The organism is Pseudonocardia sp. OZ21 (assembly GCF_059359135.1).
In genome coordinates this window covers 1-19,088 of the sequence record NZ_JCADBN010000019.1, presented here as the reverse complement: position 1 = coordinate 19,088, position 19,088 = coordinate 1, and the positions used below count along the sequence as shown (strand labels likewise).

Sequence of the window (19,088 nt, the reverse complement as noted above, 5' to 3'; positions counted from 1 at the left end):
ACGTACGTGGGCGGCATGCGCCCGGTTCGACTCGGGCGCGGTACGAATGCAGGGTGTCCGACATCCCGCACCTCGCCACGCTCGCCGTCCATGCCGGCAACGCCGTCGACGCCGGCACCGGAGCGATCCGCCGTCCGCTCGTCATGGCCAACTCCTATGCCCTGCCCGACGACCCGTCCGAGCTGAGCTGGTCCGGCACCGGCACGCCGCTCTACACCCGCAACGGCGGCGCCAACCAGGGCTGGCTGGAGGAGAAGCTCGCCGCGCTCGACGGCGGCACGGCGGCGGTGGCGCTCGCCAGCGGGATGGCCGCGCAGCACGCGGTGTTCTTCGCCGCGCTGCGCTCGGGCGACCACGTGGTCAGCTCCGACACCACCTACGTGGGCACCTACCGGCTGCTCACGGAGCTGTTGCCGGCGAAGTACGGGATCACGGCCACGCTGGTCGACTCCTCCGACCCCGCCGCCGTGGCGGCGGCGATCCGGCCCGAGACGCGCCTGGTGCACGTCGAGACCCCGGCCAACCCGACCACCCGGATCACCGACGTGGCCGCGGTCGCCGAGGTCGCGCACGCCGCCGGGGCGCTGTTGTCGGTGGACGCGACGTTCGCCACGCCGGTGCTGCAGCGCCCGCTCGCGCTGGGCGCCGACGTCGTCGTGCACTCCCTCACGAAGTACATCAACGGCCACGGCGACGCGATGGGGGGCGCGGTCATCGGCGGCGGCGAGGCGGGCACGGCGCTCGTCGAGGACGTCCGCCGCGAGGCGATGGTCAACGTGGGCGGGGTGATCAGCCCGTTCAACGCCTGGCTGATCATGCGGGGCTCGGTGACCCTCCCGATGCGGATGCGGGCTCACTGCGCGGGGGCGATGGCGGTGGCCCGGTTCCTCGCCGACGACCCGCGAGTGGCCTACGTGGCCTACCCGGGCCTGCCGTCCCACCCGCAGCACGCGCTGGCCGCCCGGACGCTCGACGGTGGGTTCGGCGGGATGCTCGCGTTCGCCGTGCGGGGCGACGCCGCGGCGCAGAACAGGTTCGTCGCCGCGCTGCGGCTGATCACCTCCGCGGTCTCGCTCGGGCACGACGAGTCCCTGATCGTGCACGTCGCAGGCGACGACGAGCGGTCGAGCCACTACCCCGAGGAGTTCCGCCGCTACGGCCACCTGCGCTTCTCGGTGGGCCTGGAGGACCCCCGCGACCTGACGTCCGACCTGGCCCAGGCCCTCGACACGCTCGCGACCTGACCCGCGACATGGAGACATGTCGCTGTTCGGCGGGGGCTTCGGACAGCGACAGGTGACCATGTCGCGGCGGGCGCAGAGCACGCAGAAGGCGCGCGTAACGTCGGGGCCGTGAAGGTGCGCATCGGGATCGGGTCACTGCCACTCGCCTCCGGGCCGGGTCCCGGTCCCGAGCTCGCCGAGCTCATCGACGAGCTCGAGAAGCGCGGCATCGACTCGCTGTGGCTCGCCGACACGGCGTCCGCCCCGACGATCGACCCCGTCGTGGGCATGGCCTTCGCCGCGGGTCGTTCCCGCAACCTCAAGCTGGGCACCGGCGTACTGGTGCTCCCCGGGCGCAACCCCGCCCTCGTCGCCGCCCAGCTGGCGTCGCTGGCCGCGCTCGCTCCCCGGCGGATCCTGCCGGCGTTCGGGGTGCGGTCGGCCACCCCGGCCGACCGCGGCCTCTACCCGGTGCCCGACGGCGCCAGGGCCGCCCTGTTCGATGAGGCGCTCACGGTCGTGCGCCGACTGCTCAGCGAGCCCCGCGTCACCCACCACGGGCGCTTCTTCGAGCTGGAGGACGCGTCCGTGGCCCCGTTGCCTCCCCGCCCGCTGGACCTGTGGCTGGGCGGCCGCGCCCCCGCCGGGCTGCGGCGGATCGGACGGCTCGCCGACGGCTGGCTCGGCAGCGTCGTCACCCCGCCGGAGGCCGGGGACGCGCGGGCCGAGATCGAGCGGGCCGCCGGGGAAGCGGGCCGGGAGATCGAGCAGGACCACTACGGCACGAACATCGCCGTGATCCCGCCCGGCGCCGCCGACTCCGACGTCGACGCGGCACTCGACCGGGTGGCGCGGCGCCGGTCCGACATCGACCCGGCACTGCTGGTGCCCCGTGGCTGGGACGAGGCCCGCGAGCAGGTGCGCCGGTTCGTCGAGGTCGGGCTGACGAAGTTCGTGATCCGCCCCGCGGTGCCGATCGGGTCGTGGCGCGGGTTCCTCGACCAGTTCAGCAGCGAGCTCGGCGGCCTGGAGGCCGAGCTCAGCTCCTGAGCGTCGACCCGCCCGGCTACTCCGCCGCGAGCGGGACGGACAGCTGCCCGTTGCGCCGGGCGCGCCGCTCGAACCACAGGGTGGCGAGCGGCGGGATGCTCGCCACCAGCGCCAGCGCGGTGGTCGATGCGCTCCACCGGAACTCGCGCGCCACCATCAGGGTGATCACGACGTAGGCCAGGAAGAGCACCCCGTGGATCGGCCCGAACACGGTGACCCCGATGTCGTCGCGCACCACGACGTACTTGAAGAACATCCCGATCAGCAACCCGGCCCAGGAGCAGGCCTCGGCGATCGCGATGGCGCGGAAGACGAGGGCGCCCGTGGTCGGGGAGGAGAAGGCTGCCATGCCTCCACTCTGCCCGACGGTCGACCCACTGCTTCTACCGGGTGTCGAAGGTAACCCGGCCTACGAGTTCCGCCCCCTCAGGTACTCCGGTGCCGGTGTCGCCAGCGGCACAACCGGGGTGCCGGCGAGGATGTCGTTCGCCGCCTCGTAGAACGTGCGGGCCGGCGCGCCGCCGCCGAAGAGCGTGCCGCTGGAGCAGGTGCTGGGCGGCGACCCGTCACAGATCGGCCGCGGGTTCCTGGAGTCGTCGAACACGATGGCCGCGCCCGCGAGCTGCGGCGTGGCGCCGACGAACGCCGCGGACTGGAAGATCTGCGTGGTTCCCGTCTTCGCCGAGGTCGGCCGGTGCCAGTCCTCCGCCGAGGCGGCAGCGGCCGACGTGCCGCCGGGCCCGTCGTCCTGGCTGAGACCGTTGGCGAGGGTGTCGGCCAGTGCGGGAGCCACCGCCTGGTTGCACGCCTGCTCCTTGATCGGAACCGGGTTCCCGTTCTCGTCGGTCACGGAGTCGATCGGCGTGGGCGGGCACCACATGCCGTGGCTCTGCAGCGTCGCGTCGACGTTGGCCAGCTCCAGGTCACTGGTCGGGGTCACGCCGAGCGTGAAGGACGCCTGCTTCTCCGCCTTCACGGTGTCGGCGATCGACAGCGCGCCCGGCTCGTCGCTCACCGGGTCGTTGAGCGAGGTCATGCCGAGCCGCAGCGCCATGTCGACGATGGGCGCGACGCCCGTGCTCTCCTCCAGCTTCACGAAGGCGGTGTTCGGCGACTCGGCGAGCGCCTTGGTGAGCGTCAGCTGCGGGGCGAGGGTCTCCTCGGCGTTGTGCACCGGGATGGCGTGTCCCGACCCGTCCTTGTAGATCGGGGAGACGTAGCCGCTCGGCGGGACGTCGATCACCGAGTCGATCCCGATGAGGCCCTGCTCCATCGCCGTGGCCGCGGTGAAGATCTTGTACACCGATCCGGCACCGAGGTTCTCGGGCTGGAAGGGCAATCCGTAGCTGGACTGGCCGGGGCCGTTGCCGTAGGTGCGGTTCGCCACCATCGCCGTGATCCGGTGCTGGGTCTGCCCCGGCTGCACGAACGAGAGCACGTCGGCGACGTGCGGCGTCGTCGGCGGCACCTGGCTGTCCACCGCGGCCTTGGCCTTGGCCAGCGCGACGGGGTCGAGCGTGGTGCGCACCGTGTAGCCGCCGGACGCGAGCTGCTCGGACGTGAAGCCGGCCTGCTTCAGGTACCGCACCACATAGGCGCAGAAGTAGCCCGCGTCACCCGCGGCGGTGCAGCCCTCGTCCGGCACGTCCGAGGTGGGGGAGACACCGAGCGTGGACGCGGTGGCGGCTGCCGTGTCGGCGTCGTTGATCGAGCCGAGCTGGTGCATCTGCTGGATCACCACGTTGCGCCGCGCCGTGGCGGCGTCGGGGTGCTGCACCGGGTCGTACTGGGTGGGGCTCTGCACCATCCCGGCGAGCAGGGCCGCCTCGGGGATCGTCAGCTGCGAGGCGGTGGTGCCGAAGTACACCTGCGCCGCAGCCGCGACGCCATAGGCACCGTGTCCGAAGTAGACGATGTTGAGGTAGCGGGTGAGGATCTCGTCCTTGCTCAGCTCGTTGTCGAGCTGCACCGCGAGCTCGGCCTCGTGGATCTTGCGCGCGAGGCTGGGGGCGATGGCCGCTTGGCGCTGTGCGTCGGTGGTGGCCGCGACGTACAACTCGTAGTTCTTCACGTACTGCTGCGTGAGTGTGGACCCGCCCTGCTGCGCGCCGCCTCCGGCGTCGTTGACCAGGGCGCGGACCGTGCCGACCGGGTCCACGCCGCCGTGCTCGAAGAAGCGCCGGTCCTCGATGGCGACGATCGCCGCCTTCATCGCCGGTGAGATCTGCGCACTCGTGGCGGGGAGGCGGAACTGGTCGTAGAGGTACGCGATGGGTTTTCCGGTCGAATCGGTCACCGTGGTGACATCGGGAGTGTTTCCGGCGAGCAGCGCCGCCGGCGCGACATTGACCGATCCGCTACTGACCTGGGCGGCCAGCAGGCCGATGCCACCGACCACGGGAAAGGACATCACGGCCAGTACCACGGCCGCCACCACGCCCAACACTGCCAAACGCGCGCTCTTGCGGGGAACACTCACGCACCACATCTACCAGGGGCGATACCGGCCGCGCAGAGTTGGGACAGCGCGGCATGGACCTCAGAAACAGGATCACCCACCCGTTGCGGACCATTCACCGATTGCCGCTCCGGGATATTCCTGGACTTCCCGACAGGGGCACACTCGAGAGGTCCCCGGTAGAGCAGAGGACGACACCGCGGAAGACGACGCAATAATCGTGCCGAGAAGACGGCACAGCGAAAGGTGGAGAAATGGGCGAGCTCAGCCCCTGGCACTGGCTCATCGTGATCGGCGTGTTGGTTCTGCTGTTCGGCGCCAAGAAGCTGCCCGAGGCGGCGCGCGGGCTGGGCCGGTCGGCGCGGATCCTCCAGGCCGAGCTGCGGGCCGGCACCACCCCGGCCACCGACCCCGAGCCCGGACGGCCTGTCGCAGGCGAGGAGAAGGAGTAGCCGGACACCGACGTACGTGGTGGTCCACCCCCCTCGGATGCAGGCCGTCCTCGAAGCCCTCGTCGAACCGCGCAGGCGCGACATCCTGAGGCTCGTGCGCGACGGGGAACTGCCTGCCGGTGCCATCGCCGAGCAGTTCCCCGACGTCGCACGCCCCACGGTGTCGCAACACCTGCGGGTGTTGCGCGGCGCCGGACTGCTCGTCGAACGTCGCGACGGCACGCGTCGCTTCTACCGCGCCCGGCCCGACGCGCTCGCCGAGCTTCGCGCGTTCGTGGCGGACCTGTGGGACGCCCGGCCGGCCGACGTCCTGGCGGTCGCCGAGGAGGAACGCGGTGACGACGCAGCCGGACCTGCTCGACCTGCTTCGTCCCGGCGCAGCCACCGTGAGCCGGGCAACACCTGTCCGGTCACCCATACTGGCTGATCAGGAGGACGATCGAGCTCATGACCCGATGGATCCCCGGTGTGCTCGGCGTGCTCATGATCTTCTTCGGGGCGGTGTGGACGTTGCAGGGGGCCGACCTGCTCCTCGGTAGCTTCATGACCGGCTCCCGGCTGTGGCTCATCATCGGGCTCGTCCTGCTGATCGGCGGGATCGCGCTGCTGTCCCGCACGGTCCGCAGCCGCGCCCGCCACTGAGCCATTCTGGTCCAGATCGACTCGCGCATGCCGATGACCAGGTTCACCATGACTCCATGAACAAGGTGTGGCGCGATTCCCACAGTCGTCTCGACACCGTGCACCGCGTGGGCGCGGTGTTGTTCGGCCTGGGCCTGTGGGTCTTCGGCATCCTCGGCCTGGTGAACCGGCTCGACCCGTTCTCCCTCACCGGTGCCCCCGTACTCGGTCTCTCGTCCAACGGCCTGCTGTCGGTGATCTCGCTGGTCGTGGGCGGGATCCTGATCGCGGCGGCCGTGCGCGGCGGGCGCACCGCTTCCACCGTGACCGTCACGGTGGGCACCCTGTTCGTCCTGTCCGGGCTCCTCAACGTGCTCGTGCTCGGCACGCCGTTCAACCTGCTCGCGTTCCGGATGTCCAACGTGATCTTCAGCCTGGTCGCGGGCGCGCTCCTGCTGTTCCTCGGCGCGTACGGGAGGTTCACCGGCGGCCTGCCGGAGGACAACCAGTACCGGGCGGAACGTCACGGCACCCACGACGCCGAGGACGTCCCGCTGCCGACCGTCTTCCGCGACGCGGAGGACGTGATCGCGGCACGGGAGCTCGCCGAGGCCGAGCGGGCCGTCGCCCAGCACGCGGCGTCGCCGGCACAGGCCGACGGCGTTGCGGCAGCGATGAAGTCCCGGCGGGCCGAGGACCGCGTGCAGGCCTGGCGTGCCAGCGCCCGCTGAGCGCCCCTGGAGCACCCGAGCTCAGCGAGCCCGGTCCCGCAGCACGAACTTCTGGACCTTGCCGGTGGAGGTCTTGGGCAGCTCCCCGAAGATCACGAGCTTCGGCGCCTTGAACCGCGCCAGTCGCCCCTTCACGTGGTCGATGATCTCGACCTCGGTGACGCTCGCACCCTCCTGCAGCGTGACGTAGGCGACCGGCACCTCGCCCCACCGCTCGTCCGGCGCCGCGACCACCGCGACCTCCCGCACCGCCGCGTGCTCCGCGATCGCCTGCTCCACCTCGACGGACGCGATGTTCTCCCCGCCGGAGATGATCACGTCCTTGCTCCGGTCACGCAGCTCCACGTACCCGTCGGGATGCAGCACGCCGAGGTCCCCGGTGCGGAACCAGCCGTCCGGCGCCGCCGCGGCCGTGGCCTCCGGGTCGTGCAGGTAGCCGAGCATCACGTTGTTGCCGCGCAGGGCGATCTCGCCCACCGTCGTGGCGTCCGCCGGGACGTCCGCGTCCACCACGCGCGCCCGGCACGAGATCATGTTCGCCACGCCCTGGCGCGCCTTCAGCCGGGCCTGCTCCGCGGCGCCGAGGTCGTTCCACTCCGGGCGCCAGTCGCAGATCATCACCGGCCCGAACGTCTCGGTCAGCCCGTAGAGATGGGTGACGTCGAAGCCCAGCTCCCCCATCCGCCGCAGGATCGTCGGGCTCGGTGGGGCGCCACCGGTGGCCACCCGCACCGGCGGGCCGTCGAGCGGGGCCGCCTCCGGCGCGTACGCGAGCATCGAGAGCACGGTGGGCGCCCCGTTGAGGTGGGTGACCCCCTCCTCCCGGATGAGCCGCCACACCTGCGTGGGGTCCACCTTCGGCAGGCAGACGTGCGTGGCGCCCGCCGCGGTGACCGCCCACGGGAAGCACCAGCCGTTGCAGTGGAACATCGGCAGCGTCCAGAGGTGCACCGCCGACGGCGAGAGCCCGGTGTGCCCGACCATCGCCAGTGCCTGCAGGTAGGCCCCGCGGTGGTGGTACATCACGCCCTTGGGCCGCCCGGTCGTCCCCGAGGTGTAGTTGATCGAGAGCAGCGACCGCTCGTCGGCGGGTGTCACCGACTGCGGGACGGCCGCGGCCAGGAGCTCCTCGTACTGCTCCCCCACCCGCACCCGCACCGGCGGCGTGGTCCCGGCGCTGTCGAGCCTGCCCACCACGTCGGCGACCAGGTCGTCGAACATCGGGTCGTGGACGAGCACCCCGGCCTGGGAGTGCTCCAGGATGTAGGCCACCTCCGCCGCCGCCAGCCTGGTGTTCAGCGCGACCAGCGGGACCCCCGCCCACGGGACCCCGAAATGCGCCTCGAGCAGCACGTGCGTGTTCGGCGCCAGCACCGCCACCGGACGGCCCCCGGCGAGCGGGGCCAGCACACCCGCGAGCTGCCGGCAGCGCCGGTGCAGCTCCGCGTAGGTCCATCGCTGCTCGCCGTCGACCACCGCGGTGCGGTCGCCGTGTGCGGCTGCGGCCCGATCGAGGTACGACACCGGTGTCAGGGGCTCGAACGAGAGGTCCACGCCGTCAGCATCTCCTGCCCGGCACGAGGTCCGCACTCCCTGACCCCGGCGGGTAGGGACGGCCGGGAGGTCGGCAGCGCTGTCGTCGAGCCGATCTCCGGGGCACGATGGGCCGCAGGGATCGAGCCGGTCCCGGCGACGATGCGGAGGCACGGACCATGGCGTGGGACTTCTCGACGGAACCCGAGTTCGAGACGCAGCTCGAGTGGATGCGCGAGTTCGTCCGCACGGAGATCATCCCGTTGGAGACCCTCGACCTGGACCGCGCGACGTTCGCCCGGATCACCGCCCCGCTCAAGGAGCAGGTGAAGGAGCGCGGGCTGTGGGCGGCACACCTGCCTCCCGAGCTCGGCGGCGGCGGGTTCGGGCAGGTCAGGCTCGGGCTGATGCACGAGATCCTCGGACAGTGCCGGTACGCGCCGGGCATCTTCGGCAACCAGGCTCCCGACTCCGGCAACGCGGAGCTGCTCGCCATCGGCGGCACCCCGGAGCAGAAGGAACGCTTCATGTACCCGCTGCTGCGCGGGGAGGTGCGCAGCAGCTTCTCGATGACCGAGCCCGGCGCGGGAGCGGACCCGACACTGCTGTCCACGCGCGCCGTGCTCGACGGGGACGAGTACGTGATCAACGGCCACAAGTGGTTCTCGTCGAACGCCTCCCACGCCGACTTCCTGATCGTCATGGCCGTGACCGATCCGGACGTGTCCGCCTACCAGGGGTCGTCGATGTTCGTCGTGCCCGTGGACACACCCGGGGTGCAGATCCTGCGGGACATCCCGGTGATGGACCACCCCACGATCGGCGGGGCGCTCTACGGCGGCCACGCCGAGATCCTCTACACCGACGTGCGCGTGCCGAAGGAGAACCTCGTCGGCAGCCCCGGTGACGGCTTCCGGCTCGCCCAGCAGCGGCTCGGTCCCGGCCGGATCCACCACGCGATGCGCTGGCTCGGACAGTCGAAGCGGGCGTTCGACATGCTGTGCGAGCGGGCCGTCAGCCGCTACACCCACGGGTCGGTGCTGGCCGATAAGCAGATGGTGCAGGACTGGGTGGCCACGTCGGCCGCCGAGATGCAGGCGGCCCGGCTCATGACGCTGCACGCCGCCTGGACGATGGACCAGGTCGGTGCGGCCAACGCTCGCGTCGAGATCGCCATGATCAAGTACTGGGGCGCGAAGGTTCTCCACGACGTGATCGACCGGGCGATCCAGGCGCACGGCTCACTGGGGTTCTCGGGCGACCTGCCGCTCGAGTCCATGTACCGGGCCGCCCGCGCGGCCCGGATCTACGACGGCCCCGACGAGGTGCACAAGACCACCGTGGCCCGCCGGATCCTGCGCGGCTACACCCCGGCCGAGGTCCCCACCGAGCACATCCCCACCCGCACCGAGGCCGCCCGGAAGAAGTTCGCGGAGTACCTGGAGGGCGCCACCGCGAACCTCTAGCCCCCCGCCCCCCGCCCCCCGCGAGTCGCCCGAAACGCGCCCGCGAGTCGCCCGTCCCGCGCCCGCGAGTCGCCTGATCCGGACGCGCGAGTCGCCTGATCCACGCGCGCGAGTCGCCCGTTCCGCGCTGGTCGGCGCCCGGGCATCGGGAGGAACCCGATGCCCGGGCGTGGTTGCCGATCTACCGGCCTACCAGCGGTCGTGCACGTGCGGGTGGACCAGCTCGTCGTAGACCTCGCGGACCGCGGCGTGCACCTGCTCCCCCAGCGGGGCGAGGTCGGCGGCTGCGGCGTTCCCCCGGGCCTGCTCGGCGTTGCGGGCGCCCGGGATCACCACGGTGACCTGGGGCAGGTCGACGATCCAGCGCAGTGCGAACTGCGCCATCGTCGCCTCCGCCGGCACCAGCGCCCGCAGCCGCTCGACGGCCTCCAGGCCCACCTCGAACGGCACGCCGGCGAACGTCTCGCCCACGTCGAAGGCCTCGCCGTGCCGGTTGTAGGTGCGGTGGTCGTCGGGGCCGAAGGTGGTGGACGCGGTGTAGCGCCCCGAGAGCAGACCGGACGCGAGCGGCACCCTGGCGATGATCGCGACCCCGGCCTCGGCGGCCGCGGGCAGCACCTGCTCGAGCGGCTTCTGCCGCAGGGCGTTGAGGATGATCTGCACGCTCGCCACACCGGGCCGGGCGATCGCGGTGAGCGCCTCGTCCACCCGCTCGACGCTCACGCCGTACGCCGCGATGCGCTTGTCGGCCACCAGCTCGTCGAGCGCGTCGTAGACCTCGTCGCGGGAGTAGACGGGAGTGGGCGGGCAGTGCAGCTGCACGAGGTCCAGCGTGTCGACGCCGAGGTTGGCCCGGGAGCGGTCGTTCCAGGCCCGGAAGTTCTCCCGCGTGTAGTTCTCCGGCACCTGGTCGGCGCGCCTGCCCATCTTCGTGGCCACCGTCAGCTGCGCGTCGCCCCGCTCACGCAGGAACCGGCCGACGAGCGTCTCGCTGCGGCCGTCGCCGTAGACGTCGGCGGTGTCGAGGAAGGTGACGCCCGTGTCGACGGCGCCGTGCAGCACCGCGAGGGCGTCGGACTCGTCCACCTGCCCCCAGTCCGAGCCGAGCTGCCAACACCCCAGCCCGACGACCCCTACCTCACGTCCCAGCCGTTTCGCCATTCGCTTCTCCACATACCGAGCCTAGGCTCGGTGCAACCGGGGACCCGCTCGGCTCCGTCCTCACGGCATGCGCCCCGTACGGATCGTGGTCGGGCTGGCGTTCGTGGCGGTGACCGCCTGCGGGCAGCCGGTGGTCCCGGCGGGAGGAGGTGGACCCGTGGACGTCGCGGAGCTGGTCGGCAGCTGGTCGGTGAGCGGCACCGGAACCGCGGATGCAGTGCTCGTCATCGACAGCAACCGGTTCGAGGTGAGCTCCGGCCGCGACGTCCGGTACGGCGGCTGGCGCGCCGACTCGTCCGGGCTGTTCGTGGCGCACGTGTCCACCGCGCGCGGTGAGTGGCCGCCCGACCTGTCCACGCCGCCGTGGCTGGAGGCGGCCACCGCCGTCACGCGCGCGGGCTCCGATCTCGTGCTGCTCGACGCCGCCGGCGAGCCGACGGCGCGGCTGTCACCACAGGCCGGCCCACCGTCTCCCCCCGGAGGGCCCGCCGGACACTTCGGCCCGGCAGCACCGTTGCCGGCCGGGGTGGCGCCGCACGAGCGGTCCCGGCTGCTCGGGCGCTGGGAGATCACCGACCGCGAACAAGCGGCCCGAGCGCCGGAGCCACCGCACGTCGACCTGGCGGCGGAGGGCTCCTGGACCGGCTCGGACGGCTGCAACACCGGCGCCGGCCGGTGGGTGAGCGGTCCGGGCGGCATTCTGCTGGCCACGGGCGGCCCGATGGCACTGAGGGGCTGCGACGGCATGGCCGGCGTCCCCGGCTGGCTGGCGAGGTCGGCGCGGGCGGGGTTCGACGGCGCGACGCTCGTGCTGTTCGACGTGGACGGGCGCGAGCTCGGCCGGCTGATCCGGCCCTGATCGCCGGAGTCAGCCGGGCTCGCGGCGGGCGCCTGCCGCGGCGGCCTCGGCCACCCGATCGTGGAGCCGGCCCCGGATCTCCTCCGGCGTGTAGGACCGCCTGCGCCGCTCGGCGCGGACCGTGACGGCCCCGGTCGCCGCCACTCCCGCGAGGCCGGCGAGCCCCACCCACTTCCACCAGCGCATGGCGGTTAACCTACCGGCCGTGCCGGCCAGCGTGATCACCCTCGACCGGGCGTGCGAGCAGGCCCGTACCGGCGACGTCTGGATCTTCCGTGGCAGCAGCCCGGCCGACCGGGCCATCCGCGGCATCACGAACGCCCCGGTCAACCACGTCGGCATGGCACTGGTCGTGGACGACCTGCCGCCCCTCATGTGGCACGCCGAGCTGGGACGGTCGCTTCCCGACCTGTGGTCGGGCACGCACCAGCGCGGCGTCCAGCTGCACGACCTGCGCGACGCGGTGCTGCAGTGGGGGCACCGCTACGACCAGCGGGCCTGGTTGCGGCAGCTGGACGGGCCGCTCAGCCGGGAGATGGAGGACGCGGCGCTGCGCACGGTGGCTCGGCTCGACGGCACCCCGTTCCCCTCCACCGCCCGCCTGGCCGGTCGCTGGCTCCGGGGCCGGCTGCCCACACTGCGTCGCCCCGGCGGTGGCCACGGCGACAGCAGGGCGGAACCGGCGCCGGGCCCGGAGACGGCCTACTGCGCCGAGGTCGTGGCGGTCACCTACGAGGAGATGGGTCTGCTCGCCGAGCACCACAGCCCCAGCTGGTACGACCCGGGGCGCTTCTGGAGCGGCGACGAGCTGGACCTCGCGCCAGGTTTCCAGCTGGGCGGGGAGATCGCGGTGACGCTCCCACCCGCTCCTTCGCCGTCCCGCGCCGCGGCCGCGCCGGCCCGCCGGGCGGCGTGGCGCCCGGCGCTGCGGCTCCGGCGACACCGGGCAGGCGCCTGAATCCGCCTGCTCCCGCTGTGCCGGCCCCGTGGCGGCGAACGGCGAGACACCGGCACTTCCGGCGGCCCCCTTCCGCGGTGCCATTCCCCCGCCCATACCGACGCCGCTATCAGCGCCGACGCCTGCCATTCCGGGCCGGCCCTACTGCACACCGGCAGCCGCGCCGCATCGACCGCGCCCAGCTGATCGCGTGCGTAACCGGTGGGACCGATGGGCCACCACCGGCGAGACCGTTCTGTCTCATCGATCGGTGCCATCCATCGGAGAAGTTGTGAATCCGCTGTGGCAAACCCCACGCGTCGGGCTTCATCGAAACGCACCGTTTCGATGAACGCACGCCGACAACGGTTCGCGGCCGGACGGGCACGACTCAATGGTCGTCCCGGACGGCCGACCCACCGCGGATGCCGCGCAGCCCGGACATCACAACGGCCGTGTCACATCTCGGGAGCCACATGCGTCACATCTCGGAGCCACATCGGGCTGGATCACGTCCACAAGACCGGATCACAAGCCTTGGCACAACTGGGCGCGGCGCCGACGTGGCACCGCCCGACCGTCAACTCGGGACGGTCGAGTCAAGACCAACATCGTCCTCGTGACACCGCTCCATGGCGAGCGATTATTTGCGGTGGAGTCATCGGCCGTTCCAGCGCGGGGGACGCTTCTCACGGAAGGCCGCCACCCCTTCGGCGGCATCCTGCGACTCGTTCACCGCAATCTGGGCCCGTTCCGTGGCAGCCCAACCGCGAGCGTCCTCGTCGGCCACCACCTCGGCCATCGCACCCAGCGTGGCGCTCTGCGCCACCGGCGCATTGGCACAGACGCGCTCCGCGAGAGCCAGCGCCGCTTCCTCCGCCTCCCCCGGCTCTACCAGCGCATTGACCAGGCCGAGCGTCCATGCACGCTCGGCGTCCAACGGCTCGCCCGTCAACAACATCTCGGTGGCGATGTTGCGCGGCAGCGCCCGCTGCGCCCGGAAAAGGGCACCGCAGTTCGCGATCAGCCCACGTGCGGTCTCCGGAAGCGCGAACCGCGCAGTCCGTGCGGCCACCACGAGATCGCAGGCCAGTACGAGCTCGAACCCGCCTCCGTAGGCGATTCCCTCGACGGCAGCCACCAACGGCGTGTGCCGATCGCGCCGGGCCACGCCGTAGTTGCCTCCTCTTTCGGTGGGGGGACCCGCGCCATCGGTCAGGTCGGTGCCCGCCGAGAATGCCAACGGGGTTCCGGCGAGCACACCGGCCCACAGCTCTGGATCATCGTCCAACTCGTTCAAGGCGGCGTCCAGAGCAGCGGTCATACCCTCGTCGATCGCGTTGCGCTTGGCCGGGCGCTCCATCCGGACCAGCAGGATTCGCCCGCGTCGTTCGACCGTCACACCCACGGTTCGAGCCTAGTCGGCCGAGCGCGCCCAGCGTCACCTAGTGGCCTGACCGGCTCTTTTCCCGCATCGGCGATCCCATTCGGTCGGAATGGCCGGGGCCACCGGGGGCAGCGGGTCGGCCCGGGCGGCACGGATCCGTCCGACCCCGATCGACAATGGGCACCTCACTCCTTTATTATCGTCTCGCAATTGCCACCCACCCCTGTTCGGAACCGTGGAACCCTCGTACCACAGCGAGGGCGTCCCGGCGTACCCGGAGCCCCTGAAAGGCAGCGCACATGGCGAAGCAGACAACGGTCACCCTCGTCGACGACCTCGATGGCAGCGAGGCGGAGGAGCAGATCGAGTTCGCGATGGACGGGAAGGCCTACGAGATCGACCTCTCGGCAGCCAATGGTGCCAGATTGCGCACGGCCCTCGAGCCCTTCATTTCCGCTGCCCGCCGTACCGGCGGCCGTCGTCGTTCGGGCGCCACCGCCGTCGCTACCGCTCGTCCCAGCACCGACCGCGAGCAGAACCAGGCCATTCGGGAATGGGCTCAGGCGCAGGGGATGAAGATCTCGGAGCGGGGCCGCATCCCGTCCAACGTGCTCGAGGCGTACCACCAGAGCCACTGACGCTCTCACGGAACAGCTGATGGGGCCCGCCGCGCCGGGCGATCTGCCACAGTAGGGCGATGATCGAACCGGCGGCGGTGCACCTGGTGCTGCCGGGCGATTCCCCCTCCTGGACGGGCACCGGCATCGAGGTGGGCCGCGGCGACCGCGTCACGCTGCTCGGCTCGGGTCGCATCAGCTGGTCGCCGACCCACTGGGGCGGCCCGAAGTACCACCTGTGGGGCCGCGTCCCCGGCGGGGAGATCTTCGGCTGCACCCAGGACACCACCACCGTCGTCGTCGACAGCTCGGGCACCCTGGAGTTGTGCGTCTCCCTGGGCGCCTGGGCGGACCGGTCGGGCACGCGCGTCACGAACGCCTGTGCCGACGACTTCTCGGGGCGGCAACGCGGGTCGCTGGCGGTCACGGTGCTCCACTGGCCGCGGGGCGTCGACCCGGTCGACGGGCTGGCGGCGCTGCGGCCCACCGCCGCCGACCCGCAGCTCGCCGCAGCCGAACGGCGCAGGCTGCTCGACCCCGTGGTGCCGCCCGCCGGCTGGTCCTACCTGCTGGCCCCCGGCCCGGGCGACATCTACCGGCACGCCGTCACCGACGGCAGGCCGGCGATCGACGTCGTCTGCGACAACGCGGCGGGCGTCCTCGAGAAGGACGTCGACGTGGCCCTGCACGGCGACACCACCATCGAATGGAGCTGGCGGGTCGAGGCGCTGCCCGGGGCCGCGGCGGAGAACACGACCTGGACGCACGACCTCCTCGGGATCACCGCGGTGTTCACGCCCGCAGCGCCGGCCCCCGCCGCGCCCGCACCCAGCCTCAACTGGTTCTGGAGCACCGCGCTCCAGCCCGAGGCCGACGCCTTCGGCTGCCCCGTCCCCTGCCGGGCCGAGCGCGAGACGCACATCCCGGTGCGCAGCGGGCCCGCCGGGCTCGGCCGGTGGCGGCGCGAGTGCCGCGACGTGCGTGCCGACCACGAACGCTTCGTCGGCCCGGCGCCGGCGCGCATCCGATCACTGCAGCTGGTGGCGGTGAGCCACTTCGGCCACGGCACCGGCCGGGCGACGTTCCGCGACATCGTCCTGCACAGTCGCGGCAGGCGCATCCAGGTGCTGTGACCTCGGGCCTTACCTCCGAGGTGATCGACCGGGCACCCGCGGCCGGGCGAAGGTCGTCCTGTCACCGTCCACCCGTGAGCCCCGGAGGCCCCGATGTCCACCACCCCCACACCCGACACGCTCGTCCAGAACTACCTGGCGGCCTGGAACGAGACCGATCCGGCCGTCCGCCGTGCCGCCGTCGAGGCCGTGTTCACGCCTGACGTGCGCTACGTCGACCCGCTGGCCGACGTAGCAGGCACCGACGGGCTGGACGCACTGATCGCCGGTGCGCAGCAGCAGTTCCCGGGCATGGAGTTCCGGGCGGTCGGCGACGTCGACCGCCACCACGACGTGTGCCGGTTCCGCTGGGGCCTCGGCCCGGCGGGCGCCGAGCCGCTCGTGATCGGCTTCGACGTGGTGGCCGTCGCCGCCGACGGGCGGATCACCACCGTGCACGGCTTCCTGGACCGGGTCCCGGCCACCGTCTGACCGGACCGGCGTGCTCCGACCGGCGGGGCCGGCGCCTGCCTCGGCGCCGGCCCACCGTCAGCGCGGGCCCATCCGGATCGCGCCGTCGAGCCGGATCACCTCGCCGTTGAGCATGGGGTTGGCCACGATGTGCGCGGCGAGCGCCCCGAACTCGGCCGGGCGGCCCAGCCGGGCCGGGTGCGGCACCTGCACGCCGAGCGACGTCCTCGCCTCCTCCGGCAGGCCCGCCAGCAGCGGCGTGTCAAACAGGCCCGGCGCGATGGTGACCACCCGGATGTAGCTCGAGGCGAGATCGCGGGCGATCGGGAGCGTCATGCCCACCACTCCGCCCTTCGACGCGGAGTAGGCCGCCTGGCCGATCTGGCCGTCGAAGGCGGCAGCCGAGGCGGTGTTGATGATGACACCGCGCTCCTCCCCCACCGGCTCGTGCGCCACCATCCGCTCGGCGGCTAGCCGCAGCACGTTGAACGTCCCGATCAGGTTGATCTCGATGATGCGGGTGAAGTCGGCGAGCGGGAACACACCCTTCCGGCCGATCACCCGGATCGCGTTGCCGGTGCCGGCGCAGTTGACGGCCACCCGCAGCGGGCCCAGCCCGTCGGCGACGTCGAGCGCGGCCGCCACGTCGCTCTCGCTGCGGACGTCGCCTGCCGCGAACCGCACCGCATCGCCGAGCTCCGCGGCCCGTTCCTCTCCCGGCGAGCTCGGCAGGTCGAGGATCACGACCTTCGCACCTGCCGCCACGAGCGCCTCTACGGTGGCGAGCCCGAGCCCGGACGCGCCCCCGGTGACCACGGCGACGCCGTCGGTGATCTCCACAGATCCTGCCTCCGTCCAACCGTCACAACTGACTGTTGATCTGGTGGTGTTGTCATACCACCGCGGCACCGGGGGCCAGGAGGCGCCACACCACCTCGACACCCACCTCCGCGGCGCTGCGCTCGTCCTGCGGCGGTCGCCGGTCGACCTCGTCGAAGCCCAGGCGCCTCGGGATCGCGCCACTGGCGACGTTGGCGAGGTCGTGCACGATCTCGACCCGGTCGGCGCCGATGCGGAACGCCTCCGCCGTCAGCGCGGCGGCAGCGGCCGTGGCGTACCCCCGCCCGACGTGCGCAGGGTGGACCCAGTAGCCGATCTCGAAGCCCCCCTGACCGATCCGGCTCATCATCGAACAACTGCCCGCCACCGCCGCCCCGGGAGCGACGATGGCGTAGTCGTAGTCGATGCCCCACTGCTCATCGGTCCGGGCCAGGTAGGCCACCGCGTCAGCCGTCGAGTAGCCACGGGCGGCCCAGGCCATCCACGGGGAGAGGTGCTCCAGCGACTCGCTCACCACGCGGTACAGGACCTCGGCGTCGGCGCGTTGCCAGCGTCGCAGCACGACGGCGCCCGAGGTGAGCTCGTCCGCCGCGGTCAGCACACGTCGATTCTGCCGGTGTCACCACACCGTGAGCAGTAGATGGTTGACCAGCAGCGTCAGCACCGCCTGGGCCACCAGCCACCAGCGCACGTGCCGGGGCGGCAGCAGCGCGCACCCCACCACCATCCACACCCCGAACGGCAGCCAGATCCGCTCGACCTCCGCCTTGCTGAGCCCGGACGCATCGGCCGCGAGCGCCGCGACGACCGCGGCGGCGACCAGCAGGGCCGGTGCGACCGGCAGCGACCGGGGCGAGGCGGCGAGCCTGCGCAGCCCGGCGAGGACCGCGGGGCCGGTGGCCAACACCAGCGCGGCGAGGTTGGCCCACACGAAGTACTCGTAGGGGCGACCGGCGGCGGCGCTCGCCGCGTAGATGATCCGCAGCAGGTGCAGTCCCGTGAACCACCAGAAGCCCGCGGCGGTGAACGCGGCGACCACGACCAGCACTCCCGCGGTGGCCAGCACGGCGGCGCGCCACCGCCGGGTCACCACCAGCACGGCCAGCGCGAGCAGCCCGCCCAGCACGAGTCCGTAGGAGAGGTAGAGGACGAACCCCAGCAGCAGACCCCCGGCCACGGCCGCGACGTCGGCCCGCAGGCCCCGGCGGGTCGCGCCGACCGCCAGCAGGGCCACGCCCCAGGCCAGCACGCCGGCGAACATCCCGTCCGCGGACACCCCCACCCACACGGCACCGGGGAACAGCACGCCGAACGGCAGGGCCGACCGGGCCACGTCCTCCGCGCCCAGCGCCCGCAGGGTCACAGCGACTGCCGCGCAGGCCGACGCCCCGACCAGGATCACGGCGATCCCGGCCGGCCCGCCGCCGCCCAGCCCGATCCGGTCCAGCCACACGAACAGCAGGAACACACCGGGCGGGTGCGCCCCGACGTGCGTGGTCCAGTGCACGGGCTGGTCGGTGAGGATGAAGTCGGTGAACGTCCGCAGCATCGCCGGGATGTCGGTGACCTTCGGGACGTCGTACAGGTACTCCTGGTCGGTGGTGAGCCGCCCCGCCACACCGACGGCCCACCCGTCGACGAGCGCCAGCCCGAGCGTCCAGACCACGGACGCGGCCCACGCGAGGAGCAACAGGGGGCGCCAGGCGAGCCGCTGTGCGACGGCCGGGCCGCGCGCCGCCACGAGCACGCCGACGACGATCGCGACCGGTGTGCCCGGGCCGACGTGCGGTGCCCAGCTCGCGAGCAGCGGCGGGAAGCCGAGGAAGATGTCGACCCCGTCGCGCAGGAGTTGCCACCCCACGAGCGCGGCGGCCACGACGAGCGCCGCACCCGCCCCCACCGCGGCGAGGTCGAACGACAGCCCGGCTCGCCGGATCCGCGTGTCCGGGAGCATGCGCGTCACGCGGACAGGATGCCGGACCCACCCGGCCCGAGGCGCCCCCCGACGCCGCCCGTTCGCAGCCGGTAAGGACCGGTCGGTGCGGCCCCTGCTCCGGGTCCGGGCGACTCGCGCACGCGAAACGGGCGACTCGCGGACGCAATGCGGGCGACTCGCGGGGCTGGGGGGGTGGGGTGGGGGTGGGGGGTGCGTTATTCGGCGGCGGGGGGT

Annotated in this window: 21 protein-coding genes; 12 read left to right on the top strand and 9 right to left on the bottom strand. The window is 72.5% G+C overall.

Translation table 11 applies throughout. The annotated features are described in order from the left end of the window. Positions 1–53: 53 nt before the first annotated feature. Together AC5L35_RS31595 and AC5L35_RS31590 are read left to right on the top strand one after the other, a co-directional pair. Positions 54–1,244: a trans-sulfuration enzyme family protein gene (locus AC5L35_RS31595; RefSeq protein ID WP_495063389.1), complete on the top strand. Its 1,191-nt coding sequence runs from the start codon at positions 54–56 to the stop codon at positions 1,242–1,244. A 108-nt stretch (positions 1,245–1,352) separates the two neighbouring features. Continuing rightward, positions 1,353–2,273 (top strand): TIGR03854 family LLM class F420-dependent oxidoreductase, encoded by a 921-nt coding sequence (locus AC5L35_RS31590; protein ID WP_495063388.1) that lies wholly within the window; start codon positions 1,353–1,355, stop codon positions 2,271–2,273. Positions 2,274–2,289: 16 nt separating this feature from the next. Here the strand turns inward: AC5L35_RS31590 and AC5L35_RS31585 are convergent, their stop codons facing one another. Both AC5L35_RS31585 and AC5L35_RS31580 read right to left on the bottom strand, forming a co-directional pair. After that, entirely contained in the window at positions 2,290–2,622 is a 333-nt protein-coding gene (locus tag AC5L35_RS31585) for a DUF3817 domain-containing protein (protein ID WP_433272697.1), read from the bottom strand. A gap of 60 nt (positions 2,623–2,682) precedes the next feature. Further along, entirely contained in the window at positions 2,683–4,719 is a 2,037-nt protein-coding gene (locus AC5L35_RS31580; protein WP_495063484.1) for a transglycosylase domain-containing protein, read from the bottom strand. Between the two features lie 266 nt (positions 4,720–4,985). On the opposite strand from AC5L35_RS31580, the gene tatA reads away from it, so the two are divergent. Genes tatA through AC5L35_RS31560 form a run of 4 tightly spaced genes read left to right on the top strand, consistent with a single transcriptional unit; the run spans position 4,986 to position 6,535 of the window. Then, positions 4,986–5,183, top strand: coding sequence for a Sec-independent protein translocase subunit TatA (gene tatA, locus AC5L35_RS31575; protein ID WP_495063387.1), 198 nt, complete (start codon positions 4,986–4,988; stop codon positions 5,181–5,183). A gap of 37 nt (positions 5,184–5,220) precedes the next feature. Next, complete coding sequence (locus AC5L35_RS31570; RefSeq protein ID WP_495063386.1) at positions 5,221–5,610, top strand: ArsR/SmtB family transcription factor; 390 nt, start codon at positions 5,221–5,223, stop codon at positions 5,608–5,610. A gap of 20 nt (positions 5,611–5,630) precedes the next feature. Beyond that, entirely contained in the window at positions 5,631–5,825 is a 195-nt protein-coding gene (locus AC5L35_RS31565; RefSeq protein ID WP_495063385.1) for a hypothetical protein, read from the top strand. Between the two features lie 56 nt (positions 5,826–5,881). Next, positions 5,882–6,535, top strand: a complete 654-nt coding sequence (locus AC5L35_RS31560; RefSeq protein ID WP_495063384.1) for a DUF4383 domain-containing protein — start codon at positions 5,882–5,884, stop codon at positions 6,533–6,535. A 21-nt stretch (positions 6,536–6,556) separates the two neighbouring features. Here the strand turns inward: AC5L35_RS31560 and AC5L35_RS31555 are convergent, their stop codons facing one another. Then, a complete protein-coding gene (locus AC5L35_RS31555; protein WP_495063383.1) occupies positions 6,557–8,089 on the bottom strand; it encodes an AMP-binding protein in 1,533 nt (510 codons plus the stop codon). A gap of 158 nt (positions 8,090–8,247) precedes the next feature. On the opposite strand from AC5L35_RS31555, the gene AC5L35_RS31550 reads away from it, so the two are divergent. Beyond that, positions 8,248–9,534 carry an acyl-CoA dehydrogenase family protein gene (locus tag AC5L35_RS31550; RefSeq protein WP_495063382.1) on the top strand — a complete coding sequence of 429 codons (1,287 nt, stop codon included), beginning with the start codon at positions 8,248–8,250 and terminating at the stop codon, positions 9,532–9,534. 189 nt (positions 9,535–9,723) lie between these two features. Here AC5L35_RS31550 and AC5L35_RS31545 read toward each other — a convergent pair whose 3' ends face one another. Further along, the gene (locus AC5L35_RS31545) at positions 9,724–10,695 is read right to left on the bottom strand and encodes an aldo/keto reductase (RefSeq protein WP_495063483.1); all 972 of its coding nucleotides are present in this window, start codon (positions 10,693–10,695) and stop codon (positions 9,724–9,726) included. Between the two features lie 67 nt (positions 10,696–10,762). Here AC5L35_RS31545 and AC5L35_RS31540 point away from each other — a divergent pair, with 67 nt between their 5' ends. Next, positions 10,763–11,554 (top strand): META domain-containing protein, encoded by a 792-nt coding sequence (locus AC5L35_RS31540; RefSeq protein WP_495063381.1) that lies wholly within the window; start codon positions 10,763–10,765, stop codon positions 11,552–11,554. A gap of 9 nt (positions 11,555–11,563) precedes the next feature. On the opposite strand, the gene AC5L35_RS31535 is transcribed toward AC5L35_RS31540, so the two are convergent. Continuing rightward, the gene (locus tag AC5L35_RS31535) at positions 11,564–11,740 is read right to left on the bottom strand and encodes a hypothetical protein (RefSeq protein ID WP_495063380.1); all 177 of its coding nucleotides are present in this window, start codon (positions 11,738–11,740) and stop codon (positions 11,564–11,566) included. 19 nt (positions 11,741–11,759) lie between these two features. Between AC5L35_RS31535 and AC5L35_RS31530 the strand changes: the two genes are divergently transcribed. Beyond that, positions 11,760–12,512, top strand: coding sequence for a hypothetical protein (locus AC5L35_RS31530; RefSeq protein ID WP_495063379.1), 753 nt, complete (start codon positions 11,760–11,762; stop codon positions 12,510–12,512). A gap of 637 nt (positions 12,513–13,149) precedes the next feature. Here AC5L35_RS31530 and AC5L35_RS31525 read toward each other — a convergent pair. Beyond that, positions 13,150–13,893 carry an enoyl-CoA hydratase-related protein gene (locus AC5L35_RS31525; protein WP_495063482.1) on the bottom strand — a complete coding sequence of 248 codons (744 nt, stop codon included), beginning with the start codon at positions 13,891–13,893 and terminating at the stop codon, positions 13,150–13,152. A gap of 284 nt (positions 13,894–14,177) precedes the next feature. On the opposite strand from AC5L35_RS31525, the gene AC5L35_RS31520 reads away from it, so the two are divergent. The 3 genes from AC5L35_RS31520 (at position 14,178) to AC5L35_RS31510 (ending at position 16,099) form a co-directional block, all read left to right on the top strand. Next, a complete protein-coding gene (locus tag AC5L35_RS31520; RefSeq protein WP_495063378.1) occupies positions 14,178–14,516 on the top strand; it encodes a histone-like nucleoid-structuring protein Lsr2 in 339 nt (112 codons plus the stop codon). A gap of 59 nt (positions 14,517–14,575) precedes the next feature. Next, positions 14,576–15,628 carry a DUF3047 domain-containing protein gene (locus AC5L35_RS31515; RefSeq protein WP_495063377.1) on the top strand — a complete coding sequence of 351 codons (1,053 nt, stop codon included), beginning with the start codon at positions 14,576–14,578 and terminating at the stop codon, positions 15,626–15,628. A 93-nt stretch (positions 15,629–15,721) separates the two neighbouring features. Further along, positions 15,722–16,099 (top strand): nuclear transport factor 2 family protein, encoded by a 378-nt coding sequence (locus AC5L35_RS31510; protein WP_495063376.1) that lies wholly within the window; start codon positions 15,722–15,724, stop codon positions 16,097–16,099. A gap of 57 nt (positions 16,100–16,156) precedes the next feature. Here the strand turns inward: AC5L35_RS31510 and AC5L35_RS31505 are convergent, their stop codons facing one another. From AC5L35_RS31505 to AC5L35_RS31495, 3 genes are read right to left on the bottom strand one after another with little or no spacing between them, the layout of a single operon-like run. Next, the gene (locus AC5L35_RS31505) at positions 16,157–16,918 is read right to left on the bottom strand and encodes a 3-hydroxyacyl-CoA dehydrogenase (protein ID WP_495063375.1); all 762 of its coding nucleotides are present in this window, start codon (positions 16,916–16,918) and stop codon (positions 16,157–16,159) included. 52 nt (positions 16,919–16,970) lie between these two features. Beyond that, positions 16,971–17,519 (bottom strand): GNAT family N-acetyltransferase, encoded by a 549-nt coding sequence (locus AC5L35_RS31500; protein WP_495063374.1) that lies wholly within the window; start codon positions 17,517–17,519, stop codon positions 16,971–16,973. Between the two features lie 18 nt (positions 17,520–17,537). After that, positions 17,538–18,872 (bottom strand): hypothetical protein, encoded by a 1,335-nt coding sequence (locus AC5L35_RS31495; protein WP_495063481.1) that lies wholly within the window; start codon positions 18,870–18,872, stop codon positions 17,538–17,540. Positions 18,873–19,088 lie beyond the last annotated feature (216 nt).

Bases quoted from the DNA above. Each gene is read 5' to 3' on its own strand.
- AC5L35_RS31535 (WP_495063380.1), bottom strand. From the start codon at position 11,740: ATGCGCTGGTGGAAGTGGGTGGGGCTCGCCGGCCTCGCGGGAGTGGCG.
- tatA (WP_495063387.1), top strand. From the start codon at position 4,986: ATGGGCGAGCTCAGCCCCTGGCACTGGCTCATCGTGATCGGCGTGTTG.
- AC5L35_RS31520 (WP_495063378.1), top strand. From the start codon at position 14,178: ATGGCGAAGCAGACAACGGTCACCCTCGTCGACGACCTCGATGGCAGC.
- AC5L35_RS31550 (WP_495063382.1), top strand. From the start codon at position 8,248: ATGGCGTGGGACTTCTCGACGGAACCCGAGTTCGAGACGCAGCTCGAG.
- AC5L35_RS31565 (WP_495063385.1), top strand. From the start codon at position 5,631: ATGACCCGATGGATCCCCGGTGTGCTCGGCGTGCTCATGATCTTCTTC.
- AC5L35_RS31560 (WP_495063384.1), top strand. From the start codon at position 5,882: ATGAACAAGGTGTGGCGCGATTCCCACAGTCGTCTCGACACCGTGCAC.
- AC5L35_RS31495 (WP_495063481.1), bottom strand. From the start codon at position 18,872: ATGCTCCCGGACACGCGGATCCGGCGAGCCGGGCTGTCGTTCGACCTC.
- AC5L35_RS31510 (WP_495063376.1), top strand. From the start codon at position 15,722: ATGTCCACCACCCCCACACCCGACACGCTCGTCCAGAACTACCTGGCG.
- AC5L35_RS31545 (WP_495063483.1), bottom strand. From the start codon at position 10,695: ATGGCGAAACGGCTGGGACGTGAGGTAGGGGTCGTCGGGCTGGGGTGT.
- AC5L35_RS31570 (WP_495063386.1), top strand. From the start codon at position 5,221: ATGCAGGCCGTCCTCGAAGCCCTCGTCGAACCGCGCAGGCGCGACATC.
- AC5L35_RS31585 (WP_433272697.1), bottom strand. From the start codon at position 2,622: ATGGCAGCCTTCTCCTCCCCGACCACGGGCGCCCTCGTCTTCCGCGCC.
- AC5L35_RS31540 (WP_495063381.1), top strand. From the start codon at position 10,763: ATGCGCCCCGTACGGATCGTGGTCGGGCTGGCGTTCGTGGCGGTGACC.
- AC5L35_RS31515 (WP_495063377.1), top strand. From the start codon at position 14,576: ATGATCGAACCGGCGGCGGTGCACCTGGTGCTGCCGGGCGATTCCCCC.